19 protein-coding genes are annotated in these 20,128 nt (G+C 54.4%); 8 read left to right on the top strand and 11 right to left on the bottom strand.

The features are described 5' to 3' along the window. The 4 genes from VL197_06500 to kdpA all read right to left on the bottom strand — a co-directional run. Positions 1 to 296: potassium-transporting ATPase subunit C (locus tag VL197_06500; GenBank protein HUJ17625.1), on the bottom strand; the 296-nt coding region annotated here is incomplete at its 3' end. A gap of 24 nt (positions 297 to 320) precedes the next feature. Continuing rightward, a complete protein-coding gene (locus VL197_06495; GenBank protein HUJ17624.1) occupies positions 321 to 1,556 on the bottom strand; it encodes a porin in 1,236 nt (411 codons plus the stop codon). Positions 1,557 to 1,571: 15 nt separating this feature from the next. Then, positions 1,572 to 3,647 carry a potassium-transporting ATPase subunit KdpB gene (gene kdpB / locus VL197_06490; protein ID HUJ17623.1) on the bottom strand — a complete coding sequence of 692 codons (2,076 nt, stop codon included), beginning with the start codon at positions 3,645 to 3,647 and terminating at the stop codon, positions 1,572 to 1,574. A gap of 25 nt (positions 3,648 to 3,672) precedes the next feature. Further along, on the bottom strand, positions 3,673 to 5,475 hold the full coding sequence (gene kdpA / locus VL197_06485; GenBank protein ID HUJ17622.1) for a potassium-transporting ATPase subunit KdpA: 1,803 nt from the start codon (positions 5,473 to 5,475) through the stop codon (positions 3,673 to 3,675). 1,035 nt (positions 5,476 to 6,510) lie between these two features. On the opposite strand from kdpA, the gene VL197_06480 reads away from it, so the two are divergent. The 8 genes from VL197_06480 to VL197_06445 all read left to right on the top strand — a co-directional run bounded on the left by VL197_06480 (position 6,511) and on the right by VL197_06445 (position 13,591). Next, positions 6,511 to 7,794, top strand: coding sequence for a TonB-dependent receptor (locus VL197_06480; protein ID HUJ17621.1), 1,284 nt, complete (start codon positions 6,511 to 6,513; stop codon positions 7,792 to 7,794). 22 nt (positions 7,795 to 7,816) lie between these two features. Beyond that, a complete protein-coding gene (locus tag VL197_06475) occupies positions 7,817 to 8,749 on the top strand; it encodes a metal ABC transporter substrate-binding protein (protein ID HUJ17620.1) in 933 nt (310 codons plus the stop codon). A 58-nt stretch (positions 8,750 to 8,807) separates the two neighbouring features. After that, a complete protein-coding gene (locus VL197_06470) occupies positions 8,808 to 9,518 on the top strand; it encodes a metal ABC transporter ATP-binding protein (GenBank protein HUJ17619.1) in 711 nt (236 codons plus the stop codon). A gap of 1 nt (position 9,519) precedes the next feature. Next, positions 9,520 to 10,410, top strand: a complete 891-nt coding sequence (locus VL197_06465) for a metal ABC transporter permease (protein ID HUJ17618.1) — start codon at positions 9,520 to 9,522, stop codon at positions 10,408 to 10,410. Between the two features lie 70 nt (positions 10,411 to 10,480). Further along, positions 10,481 to 11,407 carry a zinc ABC transporter substrate-binding protein gene (locus VL197_06460; GenBank protein HUJ17617.1) on the top strand — a complete coding sequence of 309 codons (927 nt, stop codon included), beginning with the start codon at positions 10,481 to 10,483 and terminating at the stop codon, positions 11,405 to 11,407. Beyond that, on the top strand, positions 11,398 to 12,156 hold the full coding sequence (locus tag VL197_06455; protein HUJ17616.1) for a metal ABC transporter ATP-binding protein: 759 nt from the start codon (positions 11,398 to 11,400) through the stop codon (positions 12,154 to 12,156). Before VL197_06460 ends, VL197_06455 begins: the two co-directional genes overlap by 10 nt. Continuing rightward, positions 12,157 to 12,960, top strand: a complete 804-nt coding sequence (locus VL197_06450; GenBank protein HUJ17615.1) for a metal ABC transporter permease — start codon at positions 12,157 to 12,159, stop codon at positions 12,958 to 12,960. A gap of 10 nt (positions 12,961 to 12,970) precedes the next feature. Continuing rightward, positions 12,971 to 13,591, top strand: coding sequence for a cation transporter (locus VL197_06445; protein ID HUJ17614.1), 621 nt, complete (start codon positions 12,971 to 12,973; stop codon positions 13,589 to 13,591). Between the two features lie 102 nt (positions 13,592 to 13,693). On the opposite strand, the gene VL197_06440 is transcribed toward VL197_06445, so the two are convergent. From VL197_06440 to glnA, 7 genes are all read right to left on the bottom strand, one after another. Then, positions 13,694 to 14,074, bottom strand: a complete 381-nt coding sequence (locus VL197_06440) for a hypothetical protein (protein HUJ17613.1) — start codon at positions 14,072 to 14,074, stop codon at positions 13,694 to 13,696. Between the two features lie 388 nt (positions 14,075 to 14,462). After that, entirely contained in the window at positions 14,463 to 14,804 is a 342-nt protein-coding gene (locus tag VL197_06435) for an HIT family protein (protein HUJ17612.1), read from the bottom strand. 53 nt (positions 14,805 to 14,857) lie between these two features. Beyond that, positions 14,858 to 15,328, bottom strand: a complete 471-nt coding sequence (locus VL197_06430) for an HAD hydrolase family protein (GenBank protein ID HUJ17611.1) — start codon at positions 15,326 to 15,328, stop codon at positions 14,858 to 14,860. Positions 15,329 to 15,346: 18 nt separating this feature from the next. Then, positions 15,347 to 16,618: a phosphopyruvate hydratase gene (gene eno, locus VL197_06425; GenBank protein ID HUJ17610.1), complete on the bottom strand. Its 1,272-nt coding sequence runs from the start codon at positions 16,616 to 16,618 to the stop codon at positions 15,347 to 15,349. A 140-nt stretch (positions 16,619 to 16,758) separates the two neighbouring features. Beyond that, a complete protein-coding gene (locus tag VL197_06420) occupies positions 16,759 to 18,318 on the bottom strand; it encodes a DNA mismatch repair protein MutS (protein HUJ17609.1) in 1,560 nt (519 codons plus the stop codon). Continuing rightward, entirely contained in the window at positions 18,315 to 19,850 is a 1,536-nt protein-coding gene (locus VL197_06415) for a DNA mismatch repair protein MutS (GenBank protein HUJ17608.1), read from the bottom strand. The genes VL197_06420 and VL197_06415 overlap by 4 nt, the downstream gene beginning before the upstream one ends. A 76-nt stretch (positions 19,851 to 19,926) precedes the next feature. After that, on the bottom strand, positions 19,927 to 20,128 hold a 202-nt coding region (gene glnA, locus VL197_06410; GenBank protein HUJ17607.1), incomplete at its 5' end, for a glutamine synthetase.

Genomic DNA, 20,128 nt, shown 5'->3' with positions numbered 1-20,128 from the left:
ACGGCCTTCACGAGATCCGGGTTGTTCGGTCCGAGATTAGAGCCGGAAGACGACCCGCCATTATAGGGATAGGGGGTCGTCGCTGAAAGTCTTCCCCAGAAGTACTTCGGGTCATCGAACTGCTGGCCGAGGAGCTCTGAGCCCACGGCCTTTCCGTTCTTCATGATGACGCTCCCGTTAGCCTGATGCGGAAATATCATTTGCGCGATGCCGGTCACGGCCAGGGGATAAATAATTCCCGTGAGGAGCGTGAACAGCAGCAAGGACATGAGTGAATTGCGAATTATGGTAGTCATTGATCCCTCCGTTCTTTCTTATCCTTACCATCTATACATCGCGCCGAGCGCGACGGTGTTCTGCGAGTTCTTTGTGCCGTTGTCAAAGGACGCGACATCCGACGAGTCATGCCGGTACTCCGGCCGCAGGACCAGGCCGCCGTTCAGCCGGATCTCCCAGGTCAACGTCACCTCTTTCAGCCGCTGAGCCGTGCCGGTCTTGAAACCGTCCTCATCGCTAAATATTTCTCCCCTGGCCGCGATGCTGTGCTTGTCGGTGAGGTCGTACTTCACGATGCCCGCTACTCCCTTCCACTCCGCGGGTCCGGACACCCCGGACGGAAGCAGGGTTGCCGGGACGTTCTGTTCCCTGCCGTTGTCGGTGTTCAGAATGATCGAAAGCGGTTTCATCGGCTTGATCGTCGCAATCATATCAAGCATATCTCTCCTGTTGCTGCCGGCCGAACCCATCGTGGGCATGTTGGCCCCCTGTTCGTCCTGCTCAGGCCCGGTCATGCCGTTGACAATGAGCGAGAAAACTTCCGCCGGCGCATAGGTGACACTCGCACCGTAGGACTTGCCCCTGTTGTTGTCCGTGCTGTCGTCCCAGCCGTTCACGATGTACAAGCTCGTGCTGAACGCGTCGGTAAATCCATAGCTCATCTTCAGGCCCGTGTGCGTGAACGGGATTGCATAGTTGAACAGGAACGACCGCGAATAGTTCGGGTTGTCTATTGCCTCGATCACTTCGGCGCCAAAGAAGGTCGCCATCTTGCCGAGGTCGAATCGCAGCCCCTTGCCCACTGCCGCATTATAGCTGATGTACGCCTCTGTCACGTCGAAGGAATCCGTACCCTCGCCAGCCCATGAATTCGCGCCCGGCAGCGTGGACGAGGGCGCCGCACCGCTCAGGCCGCGCGAGTGGATCCACTTCGCTGTCTCCCCTGCGGAAAGCTTGAGCCTATAACCCACGTTTCCCAATGCAGGGTCTTTCTGGAATACAAGCTCCACGAGGTCCAGGGTGAAGCTGTTCGCCTTATGGTCGAACAGCCTGAGATCATTTTGCTCTGGCTCGCCGCCAATGGCTCCTGCATTGCCATTGTACGTGTAGCCGCCCTGCAGGTAGATGCTCAGGCCGAGCGCCTTCTTCAGGTCGTCTGCGTTTATTGCCGGCGACGCCGGTTTAGCATCCTCGGCGAATACTGGCGCCGCCAGTGCCGCCATAGCGGTGAATATAGCCAATCCAAGCTTCAAACCAAGAATCGAACCGATTTTCTTCATCTCATTCTCCTTTAGTTAAACAATGTGCAATGCCGTTATAATCATATCGACCAGTTTGATGCCGATAAACGGCACGATCAACCCGCCGACGCCGTAAATCAGGGCGTTGTTCCGCAGGACCACCGAGGCGCCCAGAGGCCGGTATTTCACGCCGCGAAGCGCCAGGGGCACCAGGAAGATGATGATCAAAGCGTTAAAGATCACTGCAGACAACACGGCGCTCTGTGGCGTGGCCAGGCCCATGATGTTCAGCGCACCGAGTGCCGGATAGATCGAAATGAACGCGGCAGGCAGAATGGCGAAATATTTCGCCACGTCGTTCGCGATGCTGAAGGTCGTGAGCGTGCCGCGGGTCATCAAAAGCTGCTTTCCGATCTCGACGATCTGGATGAGCTTGGTGGGGTTCGAATCAAGGTCCACTAGGTTCCCTGCTTCCTTCGCGGCCTGGGTGCCGGTGTGCATGGCAACGGCCACGTCCGCCTGTGCCAGGGCCGGCGCGTCGTTCGTGCCGTCTCCGGTCATGGCCACGAGCCTCCCGCCTTTCTGCTGTTCCCGGATAAGCTTGAGCTTTGCCTCGGGTGTTGCCTCGGCCAGGAAGTCGTCCACCCCGGCTTCTGCCGCGACGGCTGCCGCGGTCAGCGGGTTGTCGCCGGTTATCATGACCGTCTTGATCCCCATCTTACGCATCTCGGCAAAGCGCTCCTTGATTCCACCCTTGACGATATCGTTTAAGCGGATGACACCGAGCACTTTATTCCCCTCGGCAACCACGAGCGGTGTTGCGCCTTTGTTCGCAATATCATCGACGATCGATCGGACATCGGGAGGGAACTTCCCGCCCTTTTTTTGGACGTACTTTTCAACTGAATCCGCTGCGCCTTTACGGATTTCACGGTTCTCGAGGTTTACCCCGCTCATCCGCGTCTGCGCCGTGAAAGGGACAAACTCCGCGCCGATAGTATGAATGTCCCTCGCCCGGAGCTCATATTTCTCCTTGGCAAGGACGACGATGCTCCGGCCTTCTGGAGTTTCGTCAGCCAGAGAGGCAAGCTGTGCCGCGTCGGCAAGAGCTCCAACATGCACTCCCGGTGCGGGAATAAATTCCGTTGCCTGCCGGTTTCCGAGGGTGATAGTGCCGGTTTTATCAAGCAAAAGCACATCAACGTCACCGGCTGCTTCCACGGCCCGTCCCGACGTTGCGATCACATTTGCCTGGATCATCCGGTCCATGCCCGCGATGCCAATTGCCGACAGTAGTCCGCCGATCGTGGTCGGGATGAGGCATACGAGAAGGGCCACGAGCACGGTGATGGTGACCGGCGCACCCTGGCCAGCCGCCTTGACGCTGAAGAGAGAATAGGGAAGGAGAGTCACGCACACGAGCAGAAATATGATCGTCATGCCTGCGAGCAGAATGTCGAGGGCGATCTCGTTCGGCGTTTTCTGGCGCTTCGCCCCCTCCACCATGCTGATCATACGGTCGAGGAATGTCTCGCCGGGGCTCGTCGTGATCCGCACGACCAGCCAGTCGGACAGCACCGTGGTGCCGCCCGTGACCGCGCTCCGGTCTCCTCCGCTTTCGCGGATCACGGGCGCGCTTTCGCCGGTCACGGCGCTTTCATTGACCGAGGCCACGCCATCGATGATCTCGCCGTCCATGGGGATGACGTCCCCTGCTTCCACAAGAACGACGTCGCCTTTCTTAAGCTGCGAGGACGCGACCTGTGTCACATCCGCATCCGGTTTCGGCTTCGCCAGGCGTTTGGCCATCACGTCACGCCGTGTTTTGCGCAGCGATTCGGCCTGTGCCTTGCCCCGGCCTTCGGCCATGGACTCGGCAAAATTGGCGAAGAGCACCGTGATCCAGAGCCACATGGATATCTGCAGAATAAAGGAAGGGGACGCCTCGCCTTTTCCCGTCAGGATTGCGTGGAAAAACAGGAGCGTCGTCAAGATACTGCCGATTTCCACGACAAACATGACAGGGTTCTTGATCTGGTGTACTGGATTCAATTTTCTGACTGAATCCCATAATGCTTTTTTTACGATCGCCGGTTCAAAGAGCGATCGTTTTCTCGATTTACTGCTCATTGTTATTCCTCCTCAATGGTTCCTTTTAGCGTGCGGCCATCATGTGCTCGGCAATTGGTCCCAGGGCCCAGGCCGGCATGAAGGTCAACGCTCCGACGATCACGATGACCCCGATCAAAAGCGCAACGAACAAGGGCGTATGGGTCGGCAGCGTTCCCAAACCGGCAGGGACCTGCTTTTTCTTCGCGAGCGAACCGGCAATGGCAAGCACCGGGATGATCACCCAGAACCGGCCGATGAACATGGTCAACCCGAGTGCAGTGTTATAGAAGAACGTGTTGGCGGAAAGCCCCGCAAAGGCGCTGCCGTTGTTGTTCGCTGCAGATGAGAAGGCGTAGAGGATCTCGGAAAATCCATGCGGACCGGGGTTCGCTACTCCCGCTGCTCCCGCAGTTGTCCCGACGCCGACAGCCGTGCCGATCTTGACCAGCGCATTCACGACGAGCACCGCGACCGAGGCCATCTTCATCTCGAACATCTCGATCTTTTTCCCGAGATATTCCGGCGTGCGGCCGACCATGAGACCGGCTATGAAGACTGTAATGATGGCCATGATCAACATGCCGTAGAGCCCGGAGCCAACTCCGCCGAAGATGACCTCTCCCAACTGGATCAGCACCAGCGGGTACAGGCCGCCCATGGGTGTGAAGGAGTCGTGCATGGAGTTGACCGAGCCGTTCGAGGCCGCTGTTGTTGCCGTGGCCCATATCGCTGAGTTCACGATCCCGAAGCGCGCTTCTTTTCCTTCCATGTTGCCGCCCGGCTGCATATTACTTGCCTGTTGATCAACGCCTATGGATGTGAAGCGCGGATTGCCGCCCTGCTCGCTCCAGGTACATAAAGCCATCAGGGTGACGAGGACGATCGTCATTGCGGAAAGTAAGGCCCACCCTTGGCGCTTGTCTCCGACCATCTTGCCGAAGGTGATACAGAGAGCCGCGGGTATCATAATGAGCGCCAGCATTTCAAGAAAATTGGAGAACGCTGTCGAGTTCTCGAAGGGATGGGCCGAATTAACGTTGAAGAACCCGCCGCCGTTCGTGCCGAGCTGCTTGATCGCGATCTGTGAGGCTGCAGGGCCGAGCGGTATGACCTGCTCCTTCATCTCCGCTTTTTCCGTCACGGGATTGCCCTTTTCATCCTTAATCGGGTTGCCCTGAGCATCGAGCTTCGGGTTATCGTAGGAGATGGTCTGGGTGAGCGAAACGGTCTTGTATTCGCTGAAGGTTTGCACAACACCCTGGGAGACCAGGAGCAGGGACCAGATCAGCGCAAGGGGCATCAGGATGTAAAGCGTGGAGCGGGTGAGATCGAACCAGAAGTTCCCGATAGTCTGGGCCGAGTGCCTGGCAAACCCGCGGATCAGGGCAACGAGCACGGCCATACCTGCCGCCGCGGATACGAAATTCTGCACTCCCAGTCCGACCATCTGGGAGAGGTAGCTCATCGTCGATTCGCCGCCGTATCCCTGCCAGTTGGTGTTCGTGATAAAACTGATGGCCGTATTGAAAGAAGAGTCGGGGGAGACGGCCTGAAACTTTTGCGGATTCAGAGGTAGAAACCCCTGTAAGCGCTGCAGGAAATAGACTAAGAAGAATCCTGCCGCGCTGAACAGAAGCACCGCTCCCGCGTACTTCTTCCAGCTCATTTCCTCGTCGGGCTTGATGCCGCATATCCGGTAGAAAAGGCGCTCAACAGGCCCGAGCACTCGGTCCAGGCCCGAAGGCTTCCCTTCGTAAACCCGCGCCATGTAGACCCCAAGCGGTTTTGCGAGGAGCCACAGAACACCGAAAAATATAACTATCTGCAATATATCGTTGCCAGTCATGACAATGCCTCCGGTTTAAGAAGTGCTATCAAGAGATACACCAACAATCCCGCGGCGAGAATGCCGCCAATCCAGTAAAACAGTTCCATTCTTCCCTCCTTCTAGACTCGCTCAACCAGTTTCACGAAAAACCAGCTTGCAACAAAGAGCACGATCGTGATGCCGATAAACAGGATGTCCATGAGTCTCCCTCCTTTTTCATGACTAACTTATATCACCGAGGACAATTAAATTGCTGCTAAGAATGGACGGGATACCATAAAAAAATCATAAAGACAGAAGGTTGCAGAAAGGCGGGCTGGTTTCCCTCTATCCCGCCTGCTGAGGGATATGGTTCTCACTGAGAGAGAGGCTACGGCGCGATTCCATAAGGAGTTGTATACTTTATCAAGCAATGACCGCGCTGCGCTGGGAGCGGCAGATCTCTCTTTCCTTAGACCTGTTGCGATGCGATCTTTTAGCATTTCATATTTCAGCTCGTGATCATCAACGTGAACCTCATTAATGCTCATTCAGCTCTCCCGACACAAAATCTTGACAAATTCATAGGCAAAGTTTAAAGTAACTTACTTCGTGAAAGGGTCTCCATGCTCTGGAACAAGCTCATAACCGCTTTTCTCATTCTGTTGCTCCTTGCTTCCACGTTCGTGGCGGTATCGCACCACCATGAATATACGGCGGATGACCACGACTGCCCAATCTGCATCGCGAGCAATCATCTGTCCGCAACAAGCCAATGGGTGGTTGCCTTTGACAGCGTCCCCTGTTTCACGGAAATAACAGTTGTCGCTGCCTCACCAGTTTTCACCGACAATCTCTCTTCCTATTCCCTAAAGAACCGCGCACCCCCTGTGTAATTACCCGCACATCTGCAGCTCACAATCCAATGGTAAAAGCGGGTCTTCCCTATCGAGCTCGGCTTCGTCGGGAAGGGAAACTGCCTTCTCCATCTTTGGGGTTAATTGCGTCTCAGCGCAATGAAAGGCCCGTTCGATCCATCTTCACGTTATGATAAACCCATCCACGGAGGGCCTTATGAAACGAGTATTGTGCATCCTCTGCATTCTCACTTTCTGCTCGTTCACTTCGGCGGTCTTTGCCGACGATACGGCGGAACGGCTCAAGAAGCTCGAAGACACGGTGCAGGAACAGTCACAGACCATTGATCAACTGGCAGAAACGCAGAAGAGAGAGATTCCAGGCATCTTCAACCCGGCCATCGGATTCGTAGGCGAAACGATCTTCTCGTACCGCAGCCAGGGGCCTGCCGAGACCGGCAGCGACCGGCCCGGCGGGTTTGATATATTTCAACGTTCGGTGGAACTGAACGCGGCTGCGTCGGTGGATCCTTTCGCGAAGGCCTACGTGGTTATCAACGCGTCAGCCGACCCGGTTACCGGCGAATCAGCTTTGACGGTCGAGGAAGCTGCGCTCCAGACGACATCACTCCCGGGCAACCTGGAGGTTAAAGCGGGACGGTTCTTCGGCGAATTCGGCCGCCTGGAATACATCCACGACCATGAGCTGCCCTTTGTAAATCGTCCGCTCGCGCTGGACCAGTACATCGGCGGCGAGTCGAGAACGGACGGGTTGCAGATCAATTGGCTGGTTCCGGTCGAGCACTACATCAGTTTGACGCTCGGCGTAGGTGATCAGTTCGGCGGCGACAATCCGCCAAACTTCGTCGGCGAGACCCGCCACGGCAGCGGTTTGAACTATTGGGGCCGTTTGTCCACCTATTTTGACCTGACACCCAATATCTCGCTCGAGCCTGGTATTTCAGGCCTGTGGAATCCGAGAACGGTTGCGCAGTGGGACCCTGCTCTTAATGCGAGCGGCAGCAATCCCTTTCCTATGGTCGATGGCAACACGTATACCGAACGGGAGCGGCGCCTGGCAGGAGTGGATTTGGTGCTGAGCTGGAAGCCTCTTCGCAACAATCAGTTCCAGACCATCACCTGGGGCACAGAAGTGCTCTACAGCGACAATCGTTATGACATTATGGATCCTTTGGGCAACGCTTTGCCCGGCGTCACCGTCGGCTCCTATGGTCTGTACTCATATGTCACGTACAAGTTCCATCGACAGTGGACAGCCGGGGTCCAATATGAGTGGATGGAGGACATGGCGAACAAGCAGGCCAAAACATCAGCGTACTCCGCGAACTTGACATGGGCTTTGAGCCACTGGAATCAACTGCGCCTTCAATATACGTACACCGACCCCAACGCGGCGACCGGCTTCCAGTCTGATAATGCCGTTTATCTGCAATGGGCGTGGATCATCGGCTCACACGCGCACGGGTGGCAGCAGCGCTGACTCTTGAAAGGAGGAATATACGATGAGACCAAAATTATTCAATGTAATATCGATAATCGCGCTCATGGCGGCATTGTGCGGGTGGGCGGCGCCCGCTCATGCTGAAAAAATCCGGATCGTTACGACGCTTACCGACCTCGCTGATTTTGCGCGCGAAGTGGGAGGGGATCTGGTCGAGGTCAAAAGCCTGGCCACGGGCGTCGAAGATACGCACGGGATACCGATGAAGCCGAGCTATGTCCCGATGATGAACCGGGCGGACATGCTGGTTCTGCTCGGGTTGGATGCCGAGCACGCTTTTCTGCCCGCGCTCATGGAGGCGAGCAAGAATCCCCGCATCCAGAAAGGCACGCCCGGCTACGTGGACTGTTCCAAAGGCATCATCCCGCGCGATGTGCCCAAGTCGACCGACCACTATCAGGGCGACGTCCATCCCTATGGCAACCCGCATTACACGCTCGACCCGGTGTTGGCAGAGACCGCCATCGGGAATATCTACAACGCGCTCGTGGACCTCGCTCCGCAGCATCAGGCGGAATTCACGCGCAACCGCGATGCCTATCTCGCCAGGCTCGATGCCAAGATCGCCGAGTGGAAGAGCGAAGCCAAACAGATCAAAGGCGTGAAGTTCGTTTCCTATCACGAGCACTTCCCATACTTTGCGGAGCGCTTTGGCCTGGATTATTTCGGCACGATCGAACTGAAGCCGGGAATAGATCCGACCCCGCGTCACATTGAGGAATTAATCAGGGCAATGAAGGCCGAGCATGTTGCTATCGTCGTGCGCGAGCCGCAGTTCCCCGAAAAGGTGCCGAAAATCATAGCCGAACAGACCGGCGCGACCATGATAACATTGCCCATCATGCCGGGCGGCGTGCCGAATACCGAAACGTATATTAAGATGATGGACTATATTATTCACACGATGGTAGCTGCCGTGCAGGCAGGGAAATAAAGATAGGGAGAAGAGAGTGTCCGCCCGGGTTCCCGGGCGGACACTCACATAACAAACAATGAATGAATCACTGATCACACTGGAAAACCTGAGCATCGGCTACAACGGCCAGCCGGTGCTGTCCGGCCTTACGCTCTCCATTTCCCGGGCAAGCTTCACCGCTATCCTCGGAGCCAACGGCTCGGGCAAATCGACCTTGCTCAAAACGCTGCTTGGGCTGCTGCCACCGGTCGCGGGACGCATCGAGACCTCAGCGGGAGCGCCGCTCACGTTCGGCTATGTCCCCCAATCCAATCAGTTCGACCCGGTGTATCTGCTCACGGGGTTTGATGTCGCGCTTATGGGCGTTTATGGCCGCATACGTCCAGGGGGTCTTATCCCCCCGGCCGAACGCTCCTTCACGCGCGAATGTCTGCATGCAGTGGGTGCGGAGGGTTTTTCCCACAATCGTTTTGCCGAACTCTCGGGCGGTCAGAAACAACGCGTGCTCATTGCCCGCGCTCTGGCCACGCGTCCCGACATACTTGTCCTGGACGAACCCACGGCGGGGGTGGACCGTGAGGCAACGACCGCCGTGCTGAAATTCATTTCGCAGATCCGCAGGGAAAGGAAGATCACGGTCCTGCTCGTTACGCACGACTTTTCGGCCGTCCGTCACTACGCCGAGAAAGCCATCTGGCTTCACGAGGGCAAGGTTTTTCAAGGGGCCGCCGATGAACTGCTCACCGCCGAGCGGATGGCTGAAATATTTGAAATAGGGATGGACTGACATGGAAACGCTTCACCAGATCCTCGCTTTTGATTTTCTTCTCCGCAACTCGCTTTACACCAGCGTGCTCGTCGGCTTCGCCTGCCCGCTCGTTGGTGTATTCCTTGTGATGCGCCGGTTGGTGTTCATGGGTGTGGCGCTGCCCCAGATCTCCTCGACCGGCGTTGCCATCGCTCTCTCGCTTCCGCTGTGGCTTGGATTCAAGCTGACCGAGCACGGCTCGCACAGCGCGCACGAGCTCGCCTTTGCCGGCTCGATTCTATTCTCGCTGACCGCGATCCTGGTGCTTGCCTTCCTGGAACGGCGCGGGAGAGGACAAGCTGAAGGCCGGCTCGGTACCGCTTACGTCGTGGCTGCCGCGCTCAGCATCTTGTTGCTTTCAAAAAATCCTTACGGAGAGATCGGCTGGCTCGATATGCTGAAAGGGGAGGTCATCACCATCTCCAATTTCGATCTCGTGCTGACGGCGGCAACGCTGACGCTCGTCCTCGCAGCGCTGGGACTGTTCCACAAGGAGTTGCTCCTCGTCTCGTTCGACCGCGAGATGGCGATCATTCTTCGCAAAAAAGTCGTTTTCTGGGACGTATTGCTCTACCTGCTGATTGGACTAACCGTCTCGATGGCGGTGCTCAGCGTGGGTCCGCTCATCGCATTCGGATTTCTGCTGATACCCGCGCTGACCGCGCATCAATTCGCTCGCACCATGCGCCTGTTCACGGTGCTGGCCTCTTTGATCGGAGGAGCAGCCGCTTTTTTCGGCTTCTGGGCCGCATATCAATGGGACTTGCCGGTCGGCCCGACGGATGTTGTCCTCCTTGGCGTACTCTACGCGACGGGCTGGCTGGCCGCCAGGCTTCTCCCGGGAAATTTACGGCTGACCCGGAAGACATGAACTGCTTCGTCCGGCCATTGGAGGCCATCCAGCCACGAAGTCCAAACGCTCCCTCTGCTACAATACCAATATGGGGAAAATAATTAAAATAAGCGTTTTCTTGCTTCTCGCCTTTATTTCCGCCGGTCTCTTGACTTTTATTTCACATGATTTCCAAAGGCCTGCTGTCCGATCAGACAAACTTCAGGTGGCCGCAAGTTTTTATCCGCTTTATTTTTTTTCCAGCCGGATAGGAGGAGAAAAAGCACGGGTAATAAACATAACCCCTGCGGGCGCAGAGCCGCACGATTATGAGCCGACGGCCCAGGACCTTGCCCAAATGGAAAACAGTAAATTGCTCATCCTGAATGGCGAGGGAATAGAAGCATGGGGCGACAATATAAAACATAACCTCAATTCAAAAAACACCGTTATCTTAACCGTTGAGGAAGGGCTTGCAAATCAGCGCGTAACTGAGCAGGGGAAGAATAAGACCGATCCCCATATCTGGCTCAGCCCTCCGATAGCCAAGGAAATCGTCGATAAAATTACTCAGGGTTTTATACGGGGTGATCCGGAGAATAAAGAATACTATCTGTCCAACGCGGATAGACTGAAAAAAGAATTGTCCGACCTGGATCAGGAATACCGGCATGGATTAAGCAATTGCCCGGATAAAAATATCGTTACTTCGCACGCCGCATTCGGATATCTGGCGACCGCTTATGGTCTCAGGCAAGTGCCCATTGCCGGATTAGCGCCCGACGCGGAACCTTCTCCGCGACAACTGGCGGATCTGGTGAAATTCGCCAAGGCGAAGAGGGTCAAATACGTTTTTATTGAAAGTCTGGCAAGTCCGAAACTATCGGAAACGATCGCCAATGAAGTCGGGGCAAAGACTCTCGTATTGAACCCGATAGAGAGTTTAAGCGCCGAGGATATCGCTCAGGGGAAAAACTATTTCACGGAAATGCGAAATAACCTGACAAATTTAAGAACGGCATTGCAATGCAAGTAGACCATACAAACAATATTATTGAAGTCGAAAACGTCAGTTTCGCCTATAACGGCGACGACGTTTTGGAAAATATCACGCTCGATATCCATCGGGGCGACTATATCGGCATCATCGGCCCCAACGGCGCCGGAAAAACCACGTTATTCAAAATCATGCTCGGCTTGCTTCGTCCCAGGACGGGATCGGTCAAACTGTTCGGGCAGGATATAAAGAATTTCCGGGAGTGGCGGAAAATCGGCTATGTCCCCCAAAAGGCCATCAACTTCGACGCCCAATTTCCGGCCACCGCCTTCGAAGTCGTTTCCATGGGATTGCACGCAAAAATACGACTATTCAAGAAGGCCGCGGAGGACAGGATTGCGGTGCAAAACGCGCTTGAGCAGGTTGATATGGTTGAGCACAAGGACCGGCTGATCGGCGATCTGTCGGGCGGCCAGCAGCAGCGCGTATTCCTCGCCCGGGCGCTGGTCCATCGGCCGGAAGTGATTTTTTTGGACGAGCCGACGGCCGGCGTCGATACGCAAACCCAGGCCGGCTTTTATGAAATGCTTCAGAAGCTCAATAATAAACTGGGAATAACCCTTTTGCTGGTATCTCACGACATCGGGCGGATTACGAAGGAAGTGATGCATATCGCCTGCGTGGACCGCGGTTTGACCTGCCATGCCACGCTCGAAGAATATCTCAGGGAAATCCAGTCCGCCGATATGTTGAAGGTTAAAGTCGTCACTCATCATCACCATCATTAAATGCCGACGGACATCTTCCAATATGGTTTTATCGTACGAGGCCTGGAAGCCGGCGTTGTTGTCGCGCTGATCGCTCCCGCCATCGGTATTTTTCTCGTGCTGAGGCGGTATTCCCTTATCGCAGATACGCTCGCTCATGTTTCCCTGGCCGGCATAGCGCTCGGCCTTTTTTTCGGCGTCAATCCGGTCCTGAGCGCCCTCGGCACGGCAACCGTCGCCTCTCTCGGCATCGAGCGGCTGCGGAGTTCAAAAAAGGTATACGGAGAATCGGCCCTGGCACTTTTTCTTTCAGGCAGCCTGGCGCTCGCGGTCGTGATCTTAAGCCTGGCCCATGGTTTTAACGCCAATTTGTTCAATTATCTCTTCGGCAGCATCGTGACGGTGTCGAAGAAAGATGTTTACCTCATTTCCCTGCTGGCGGTCGGCGTGGCTTCCGTTATAACCTTTTATTATAAAGAGCTTGTGTATATCACGTTTGACGAAGAAGCCGCCAGGGTCAGCGGAGTGTCCACGGGCCTGATCAATTCCATTCTGATTATTCTCGCGGCCCTGACTGTGTCGTTGGCCATACCGATCGTCGGCGTACTTCTGATCGCCGCCCTGATCGTCATTCCGGTCATCACCGCGCTTCAGTTTCGCAAGAGCTTTTTCAAGACAATCATCTTTGCCCAGATCATTTCCCTCTTTTCCGTTGTTTCGGGAATCTTCGCTTCCTTTTTTCTCAACCTCTCCACGGGAGGCACGATTGTTTTGATCATGCTCGCTATTTTCATCGTTGTCTTCTCGGTCAAGCAAAATAGCTAAAGGAGGTTCCATGGCCAACTGTTGCGACAATAAAGCATGCGAGTTGGATGCGCTTCGCAATCGCCAGAGTTCCACCCTCAAGATCGTTCTCGGAATCAATGCCGTGATGTTCCTGGTTGAACTCGCGGCAGGCTTCTTGTCGGGTTCGCTGTCCCTCCTGGCGGATTCACTGGACATGCTGGGCGATGCCCTGGTTTACGGCTTCAGTATTTACGTTGTTGCCCGCGGCGCGCGAATGAAAGCCATGGCGGCCCTCTTCAAGGGCGGCATCATGGCGGCATTCGGCCTCTTCGTTCTCGGGCAGGCGGTTTACAAAATTCTTTTCCCCCGCGTTCCGGTCTTCGAGGCCATCGGCGTCATCGGGGCGCTGGCGCTTGCCGCCAACGGCTTGTGCCTCTTTTTGCTGTGGCGTCATCGCGCGGACGATATAAACATGCAATCGGTGTGGCTCTGTTCGCGCAACGACATCATCGCAAACATTTCGGTTCTGTTCGCGGCCCTGGGCGTATGGCTTTCCGGTTCCGGCTGGCCCGACATTATCGTCGGCCTGGCGCTCGCCGCCTTGTTCGTTCAATCGTCTATTTCCGTCCTCCGCGCCGCCATGGCGGCGCTTCGGATACATCAGACCTGAAATTTCATTCCCAAACGCTGAAAACCTTTACTCCGGAGGATGCTTTGAAAAAAATCCTTTTTGCCTTTATTGTTCTTCTGCTCAATTCCTCTCCAGCTCTGGCTAAATTCTGCTTACCACGTTCAGACTAACCACCGAGCCGAAGTGCTGGTCCATCTCCGGAAAGTACTGTGCAAGAAGCTGGTTGCGGATGCGGACCTTCAGGCCGTGTTCCTCTTTCTTGAGCCGCCTTTTTAGCGAGATCAACCCCCGCAGGGACCTGAGGTCTTCTCCCGGGCAGTCAAAGTACAGGCATTTACTCTGGGCAATCAGATCGGCCACATTCGCGGAATCCTTGGTGTCGTGTTTGTCCCATCGGCCGTCCAGAAGCTCGCGGTTCTTTGACGTAGCCGCTGCTGATACCAGCACGACCAGGCAGAGAAGAGCGTGGCCCTCTTCTTGTTGATGCGATGCGAAGAGCCCTGCCGCGCTATACATGGCCACGCGGAAAGCCTGCGCCTCCGCACCCAACAAAGAGCGGCTGTATATAGCTTACCACGAAAGGTATGTTCTTGTACGGATACAGAAATGCATTCGCCGCACATGCCGGTCCGGAATGAGAAGATTTCGTTCCCGGGCAGCATAATTCATTTCCGTTTCGGGCATAAAAAAACTTCTGCCCTCATTTCGTGAGAATAGAAGTCATCAGCTCTGGCTCGAGCTGCGGCGGTTCCTGACGGCCACCATCGTCAGCATACTGAATAGAAAACCGGGGCCCTCATGGCGAAGGTCCCGGTCGTGCGTGCATTCACCCGGCTACGGCTCTGCGTGATTCGTTTCAGATGTCGTAGTACAGGAAGAATGCGCAGGGATGCGGCCGCAGGCAGAAATATTAATCCTTCCAGTACACTGCCTTGTCCGGAAAAATCCAGCGTATGCCGCCGCGCGGGTCCGGCATGTCGCCTTTGTAGCGCGGGATAATGTGGATATGCAGATGAAGGATGGTCTGACCCGAGGCAAGGCCGTCGTTGATGCCGATGTTGAAACCGTCAGGAGAGAACTCTTCGAGAAGCTGCTTTCGAGCCTGCTGCAGGGCCGCCCACAACGCTGCCACTTCTTCCTTTGTCGCCTCGAAGATGGACGCGATATGTCGCTTGGGCAGGATGAGCGTGTGTCCAGGAGACACGGGGAGCGTGTCCCTGACCGTAAACGTAAGCGAATCCTGCGCTATCATCGTATCCCGTCGAATCGAGCAAAAAGGACATCCTTGCATGGCTCTCCCCTTTATCAAAACCGCAGCGTGGCCTTGCACCGCTTTGTATTTAACAGAAGTTCCAGGCCGTCGAGCGCGCCTCTGACATGAATATCCGCCGCCATGATGGCATCCACCGCGCATCCTTCACCTTCGGTCACGGCAATGCCGATCTTCGCTGCCTTGAGCATCTTTCGGTCATTTTTGCCGTTCCCCAGAGCCACGACGCTTTCCGCGCCGAGCTTGTTCACGTACTCTTCTTTCTGTATGTCGTGGTTTTCTCCGGTCAGAATGTGCATCTCGCACTTTACGTCCTTCAGCGCTGTCTGAGCCTTGCCGAAGGTGTCAGCGGTCAGAATGTGGACTTTCATCGTCTCGGACAGTTTGTTCAGCCGCGCCTCGACCTTGGGAAGAAGTACGCCGTCGACGGACAGGGTGCCCGTAAAGTCCGATACCAGGTGCTCCAACCTCGCCATGCCGAAGCCGGGGATATCAATCTCAACCATGAATAATTCCTTTCTTGATTACCAGCGCAGATCCCCTCTGAAAGTCGCTTTCGCACCAAGCTCCTCTCCGATCCGGAGCAACTGATTGTATTTTGCAAGCCGTTCCGATCTCGCGGGCGCGCCGGTCTTGAGCTGGCCCGCGTTCGTGGCGACCGCAATGTCCGCAAGGAATGAATCTTCCGTTTCTCCTGAACGGTGCGAGAACATGCAGGTGTAGCCGGCAGTTTTTGCCATTTCCACGGTTTTCAGTGTCTCAGAGAGCGTACCGATCTGGTTGAGCTTGATGAGCACGGAATTGGCAATACCTTTTTTGATGCCTTCGGCCAGTATCTTCGGGTTCGTGACGAATATGTCGTCTCCCGTGAGTTGGATCTTCTTTCCCAGTTCTTTCGTCATGATCTGCCAGCCGTCCCAATCGTCCTCGGCAAGTCCGTCTTCAATGGAGATGATCGGATATTTTGAGATCAGGTTCGCATAGTAGCCGACCATTTCTTTCGAGGTCAATTTGCTGTTGTCCGCCTTCAGGACATACTTGCCGTCCTGATAAAACTCGCTCGCTGCGGGGTCCAGGACTATGGAAATATCGCTGCCCGGCTTGTATCCCGCTTTTTCTATCGCTGCGATGATGATCCGGATCGCTTCTTCATTGGAGGAAAGATTAGGCGCGAATCCGCCCTCGTCGCCGACTGCAGTGCTCAGGCCTTTTGATTTCAAGACCGCCTTCAGGGTATGGTACGTCTCTGCTGCCATCCTGAGCGCTTCCCTGAAAGACTCAGCCCCAACGGGCGAGATCATGAACTCCTGGATATCCACGTTGTTGTCCGCGTGCTTGCCGCCGTTCAGGATGTTGAAGAACGGTATCGGCAGGCGGGTCGCCGCTTCGCCGCCGAGGTACCGGAAAACAGATAAGCCCCTGTTCTGCGCTGCCGCTTTTGCGACGGCGAGTGAGACGCCAAGTATCGCATTCGCGCCGAGCTTACCCTTGTTCGCCGTGCCGTCGAGCTTGATCATGAGCGAATCAAGTGCGTTCTGGTCCTCCGGATTCTTGCCGGCAAGCTCAGGTGCAATTACCTTGTTCACGTTTTCTACTGCCTTGAGAACGCCCTTGCCCAAGTACCGCTTTTTGTCGTTGTCCCGGAGTTCCACCGCTTCCTTGCTGCCGGTTGATGCGCCTGAGGGGACCGCCGCCCGGCCCATGACGCCGTTGTCCAGAATTACATCAACCTCGACCGTGGGATTGCCCCGTGAATCAAGGATCTCCCGGGCCACGAGCTTTTTGATCTTTAACATTAGCTCCTCCTCTTTAGATGTGGTTTTTTTTTGTTGTGGTCATCTTTTCGTCAATATGATACCGTCCTCGAATTTACTATCGACTTAATGTATCTTTTAACTTTCATGCTTTTTCCATTATAGCAATTACATAGCAAAAACTACGACGCATTGCCGAATATCGCTTTATACACATCAGCGCCGAAACTGGTTTGCAGCGGTTCCCCTTCGATTAATTTAAACGTTCGCCGCCCATCTGCCTGCCTTTCAGCCCGAAGGAAAACGGCATTCCCCGGCTTCTTGTCGTGAAACCCGCGCGCAAGGGTGTATAAATGCGTAACGAAAAATATTTTTATTCCTTTTTCCAATAACGCTGACACGATCTGGCTTGCGAGCTCCGAGCCTTCCCGCTCATTTGTCGCGGCAAAGGATTCATTAAAAAGGATAACAGGATTCGGCGTCATCTTGTCTACAATATCGCTCATTCTGCTCAATTCTTCGTCCAGCTTTCCGCTTTTCATGGCAACGTCTTCTTCCCGTTTGTAGTGAGTGAAAAGGCCGTCGCACACGTTGGCCGATAACGACTCCGCCGGGACGAACATGCCGCACTGCATCATCAGTTGAGCGAGGCCGATGCTCCGCAGGAACGTGGACTTTCCGCCCTGATTCGCGCCCGTCACGATCACGAGTTTTTTATCGCCCGCACGCATGTCGTTTCCAACGATTCTTCGTTTCATCTTCAAGGCCAGACAGACATCGTACAGTCCTCTCAAGGAATGCTCGCGCTCTTCGAGTGACAGGGGTATTGGGAAGCATAACGGTTCACCCATCCGGGACAGTTGTTCATGAAGATTGAGGCAACCTATGTAAAAGGCCAGTTCCGTCCTGAGTATCATGAAAAAGCCCCGAATATGGTCCGAAGACTGGGCGAGCGCATTCGCAACAAGGTGAATGCCCCGGTCTCTCAGCTCTCCCAGCGCACGAGCTCCGGCCTCGTCTCGGGGATGGAGATAGAAGGTGTAGGCCGGGGTCTTATGCGCAAAGAGCCGTTTCAGCCAGGGATGTTCATTGTCCTGAAGTCGGGGAAGCAAGTACTCGGCAACGAACCTGTCCCACTTGCTTTGCTCTTTTTCACGCGATTTACGAAGTATATAATTGATCCCTTTAGTGCCTTTTCCTAACCCGGCGCTGATCAAGACCCCATCCCGGAATTTGAGTTCGCGTAAATGGTCCTGGATGCCCGCAAAGTATTCATCGGTGAGTTCTTTCTTGAGCATCGTGAACAGCGTCGTAAACCCTGCTGAATCGAACTTCTGGCCGTGATCATCGGCGATTGCTCTGAGCTGTTTTAGCATGGTCACGAAAAACTGCATGACTGAGATCGAGTCACTCAGTATCCCTGCGGGGTATTTGGTGAAGAAGCCCCAATAAACCTTTTTCTCGCCTTCGAGCGTTTGAACGACAAGATTGTAGATTTCTTTTACCGTGGAAGAGTTCTTGAGGCAATCCTTCAGAATGTCCTGGCGGTAACGTATCGCGTCCGGATCAGTTGCGCTCAAAAACACGGCTTTCCTTGCCACTTCAAGCAAGAACTTGTCCCCAAGCGCCATGGCGTCGAACAGCGTGTTCAACTCCAGGTCCTGGGTCAAGGCCTGCGCATTCCATGGCAATTCCCGCTTCGCGTCGAAATCCCTGTCTTTGTACATGAGGAACGCTTTCATGATTTGATGCGCTCCTTTAAGTGCTCGTAGGTCAGCCGGTACTTTTCAGCTATCGAAATCGCATAAGCGAGTCCGTCTGCCCGCTTTCTTATAATTTTGAACGTTCGCAAGGCCGGATTTTCGGGAACTATCGTGCTGACCATGCTTACGGTCTGCTCGGAGAAGGACGCGAGTTCTTCGATAAAGGACACCCAGACGCAGAGCAGGCCCAGTTTGATGATCTTTTCCATTACCTTTTCGCTCAGGAAGACAGCGTCCTGCAACGTTGTGGACGTGAAAATCTCATTCATGATGATAATGCTGTTCGGTGTTGACTGGCTCAGAATATCGTGAACTCTGACCAGGTCGTCCTGCAGCTTGCCGCGCAGATTATTGATGGTTTCTTCCTTTTCAAAATGGGTAAAGAGCCTGTCGAAAAGGAAAAGCCGTGCCTCTCTGCCGGGAACCGGACAGCCCAGGCAGGCCAGATAATGCAGTTGCCCGAACCCGCGTGCGAAGGTTGTCTTCCCGCCCTGGTTCGGACCGGACACGACAAATATGCGTTCCTTGCCTTTCAGGTAAAAATCATTCCAGACTATGGACGACTTTTCACCAATAAGCCTGTGGGCCAGGGCCAGATCGAACCCTTCGTAATCGTAAACTTCTTTATCCGTATCGGATATCCGAGGATAACAGAAGTTCAATCCCGCTTGTTTGAACAGGGGGACAAACTCAAGCCAGGCGACGTAAAATTGTATTTCCCGGTCGAAGACGCCGATAGTTTCATCCAGGTAATCGATGTTTCTCCACCGATAATCATCAAGACGTAAGAAAATCTCCGGATACAGTTGCGCTACAAAATCCAGCGCTTTCGCTTCGACATGGTTCATCTCCGCCGACTCGGTAAACTTTGCCCGGTAATCATTAACTGCTCCCTGCTTGAACTTTTCAAATGTCGCCTCGACCTCGGCGGTGTAATCGGTCTCGGATTTGCATTTGCGGACCGTGAAGCTGCCGGTTTTGATAAGAACGCAATATCGCACCGACGCCAGGTCAGTCTTAAGCTTCTTCGTCTCCGCCATGAGCGATGTAAAGTGCTCGGAAACGGCATACTTAGTCACATATTCGCGGAGGGCCAGGAAACCGCGCGATTTTACATTTGCAAGAGATAGATCGTGAACCAGGACATTAACGGCGTCGCAATAAATCTCAACCGCGTCCAGAAACCAGCTCTCCTTCTGGTATTTGTAGTAAAGCTTGTTCGCCTGGGCATGATGCTCACGCATTGCACGCATTTTTTGAGCGAATGATCGAATATTCCCGAACAGCTCGCTGTTTTCTAGGTCCCGGAATATTTCATGACGATATAGAATAGAGTCGATATTGTTCAAGGAAGCGTAAAAAAAAGGTTTTAAATGATATTCCTTCTTGCCGGTCGTAGCGGCGTCAATAATCTGATCAAGATTCAAATCAGCAAAGAAGACGGGCGCTTCAAGGGCTTCCTGTTTTATACTTTCTTCCGTTTTTTGATAAAGTATGCTATTGAATATCATATGCGCGCCACGTCGAATTCAGAAATAGAGCGGGTAGTGGCGATTTTTCAACCACCACCCGCTTAGTGTCAATAAATTAAAGGTCGTAGTACAGAAAGAACTCGTAGGGATGGGGACGGAGCCTGAGGGCATCCACCTCCTTGGTCCTTTTATAGCTGATCCATGTCTCAATGGCATCCTTGGTGAACACGTCGCCCTTCAGGAGGAATGCATGGTCCGCTTCGAGGTTGTTCAGGGCCTCCTCGAGCGACCCCGGCATGGACGGCACATTGGCCAGT

It is taken from the genome of Nitrospirota bacterium (genome assembly GCA_035516965.1).
Lineage (GTDB): Bacteria > Nitrospirota > UBA9217 > UBA9217 > UBA9217 > MHEA01.
The sequence above is the reverse complement of the archived record's forward strand: the minus strand, read 5'-3'. Positions and strand labels throughout refer to the sequence as shown.

Bases quoted from the DNA above. Each gene is read 5' to 3' on its own strand.
- VL197_06470 (HUJ17619.1), top strand. From the start codon at position 8,808: ATGAATGAATCACTGATCACACTGGAAAACCTGAGCATCGGCTACAAC.
- eno (HUJ17610.1), bottom strand. From the start codon at position 16,618: ATGTTAAAGATCAAAAAGCTCGTGGCCCGGGAGATCCTTGATTCACGG.
- VL197_06480 (HUJ17621.1), top strand. From the start codon at position 6,511: ATGAAACGAGTATTGTGCATCCTCTGCATTCTCACTTTCTGCTCGTTC.
- VL197_06420 (HUJ17609.1), bottom strand. From the start codon at position 18,318: ATGAAAGCGTTCCTCATGTACAAAGACAGGGATTTCGACGCGAAGCGG.
- VL197_06460 (HUJ17617.1), top strand. From the start codon at position 10,481: ATGGGGAAAATAATTAAAATAAGCGTTTTCTTGCTTCTCGCCTTTATT.
- kdpB (HUJ17623.1), bottom strand. From the start codon at position 3,647: ATGAGCAGTAAATCGAGAAAACGATCGCTCTTTGAACCGGCGATCGTA.
- VL197_06445 (HUJ17614.1), top strand. From the start codon at position 12,971: ATGGCCAACTGTTGCGACAATAAAGCATGCGAGTTGGATGCGCTTCGC.
- kdpA (HUJ17622.1), bottom strand. From the start codon at position 5,475: ATGACTGGCAACGATATATTGCAGATAGTTATATTTTTCGGTGTTCTG.
- VL197_06450 (HUJ17615.1), top strand. From the start codon at position 12,157: ATGCCGACGGACATCTTCCAATATGGTTTTATCGTACGAGGCCTGGAA.
- VL197_06455 (HUJ17616.1), top strand. From the start codon at position 11,398: ATGCAAGTAGACCATACAAACAATATTATTGAAGTCGAAAACGTCAGT.
- VL197_06465 (HUJ17618.1), top strand. From the start codon at position 9,520: ATGGAAACGCTTCACCAGATCCTCGCTTTTGATTTTCTTCTCCGCAAC.
- VL197_06435 (HUJ17612.1), bottom strand. From the start codon at position 14,804: ATGATAGCGCAGGATTCGCTTACGTTTACGGTCAGGGACACGCTCCCC.
- VL197_06475 (HUJ17620.1), top strand. From the start codon at position 7,817: ATGAGACCAAAATTATTCAATGTAATATCGATAATCGCGCTCATGGCG.
- VL197_06430 (HUJ17611.1), bottom strand. From the start codon at position 15,328: ATGGTTGAGATTGATATCCCCGGCTTCGGCATGGCGAGGTTGGAGCAC.
- VL197_06415 (HUJ17608.1), bottom strand. From the start codon at position 19,850: ATGATATTCAATAGCATACTTTATCAAAAAACGGAAGAAAGTATAAAA.
- VL197_06495 (HUJ17624.1), bottom strand. From the start codon at position 1,556: ATGAAGAAAATCGGTTCGATTCTTGGTTTGAAGCTTGGATTGGCTATA.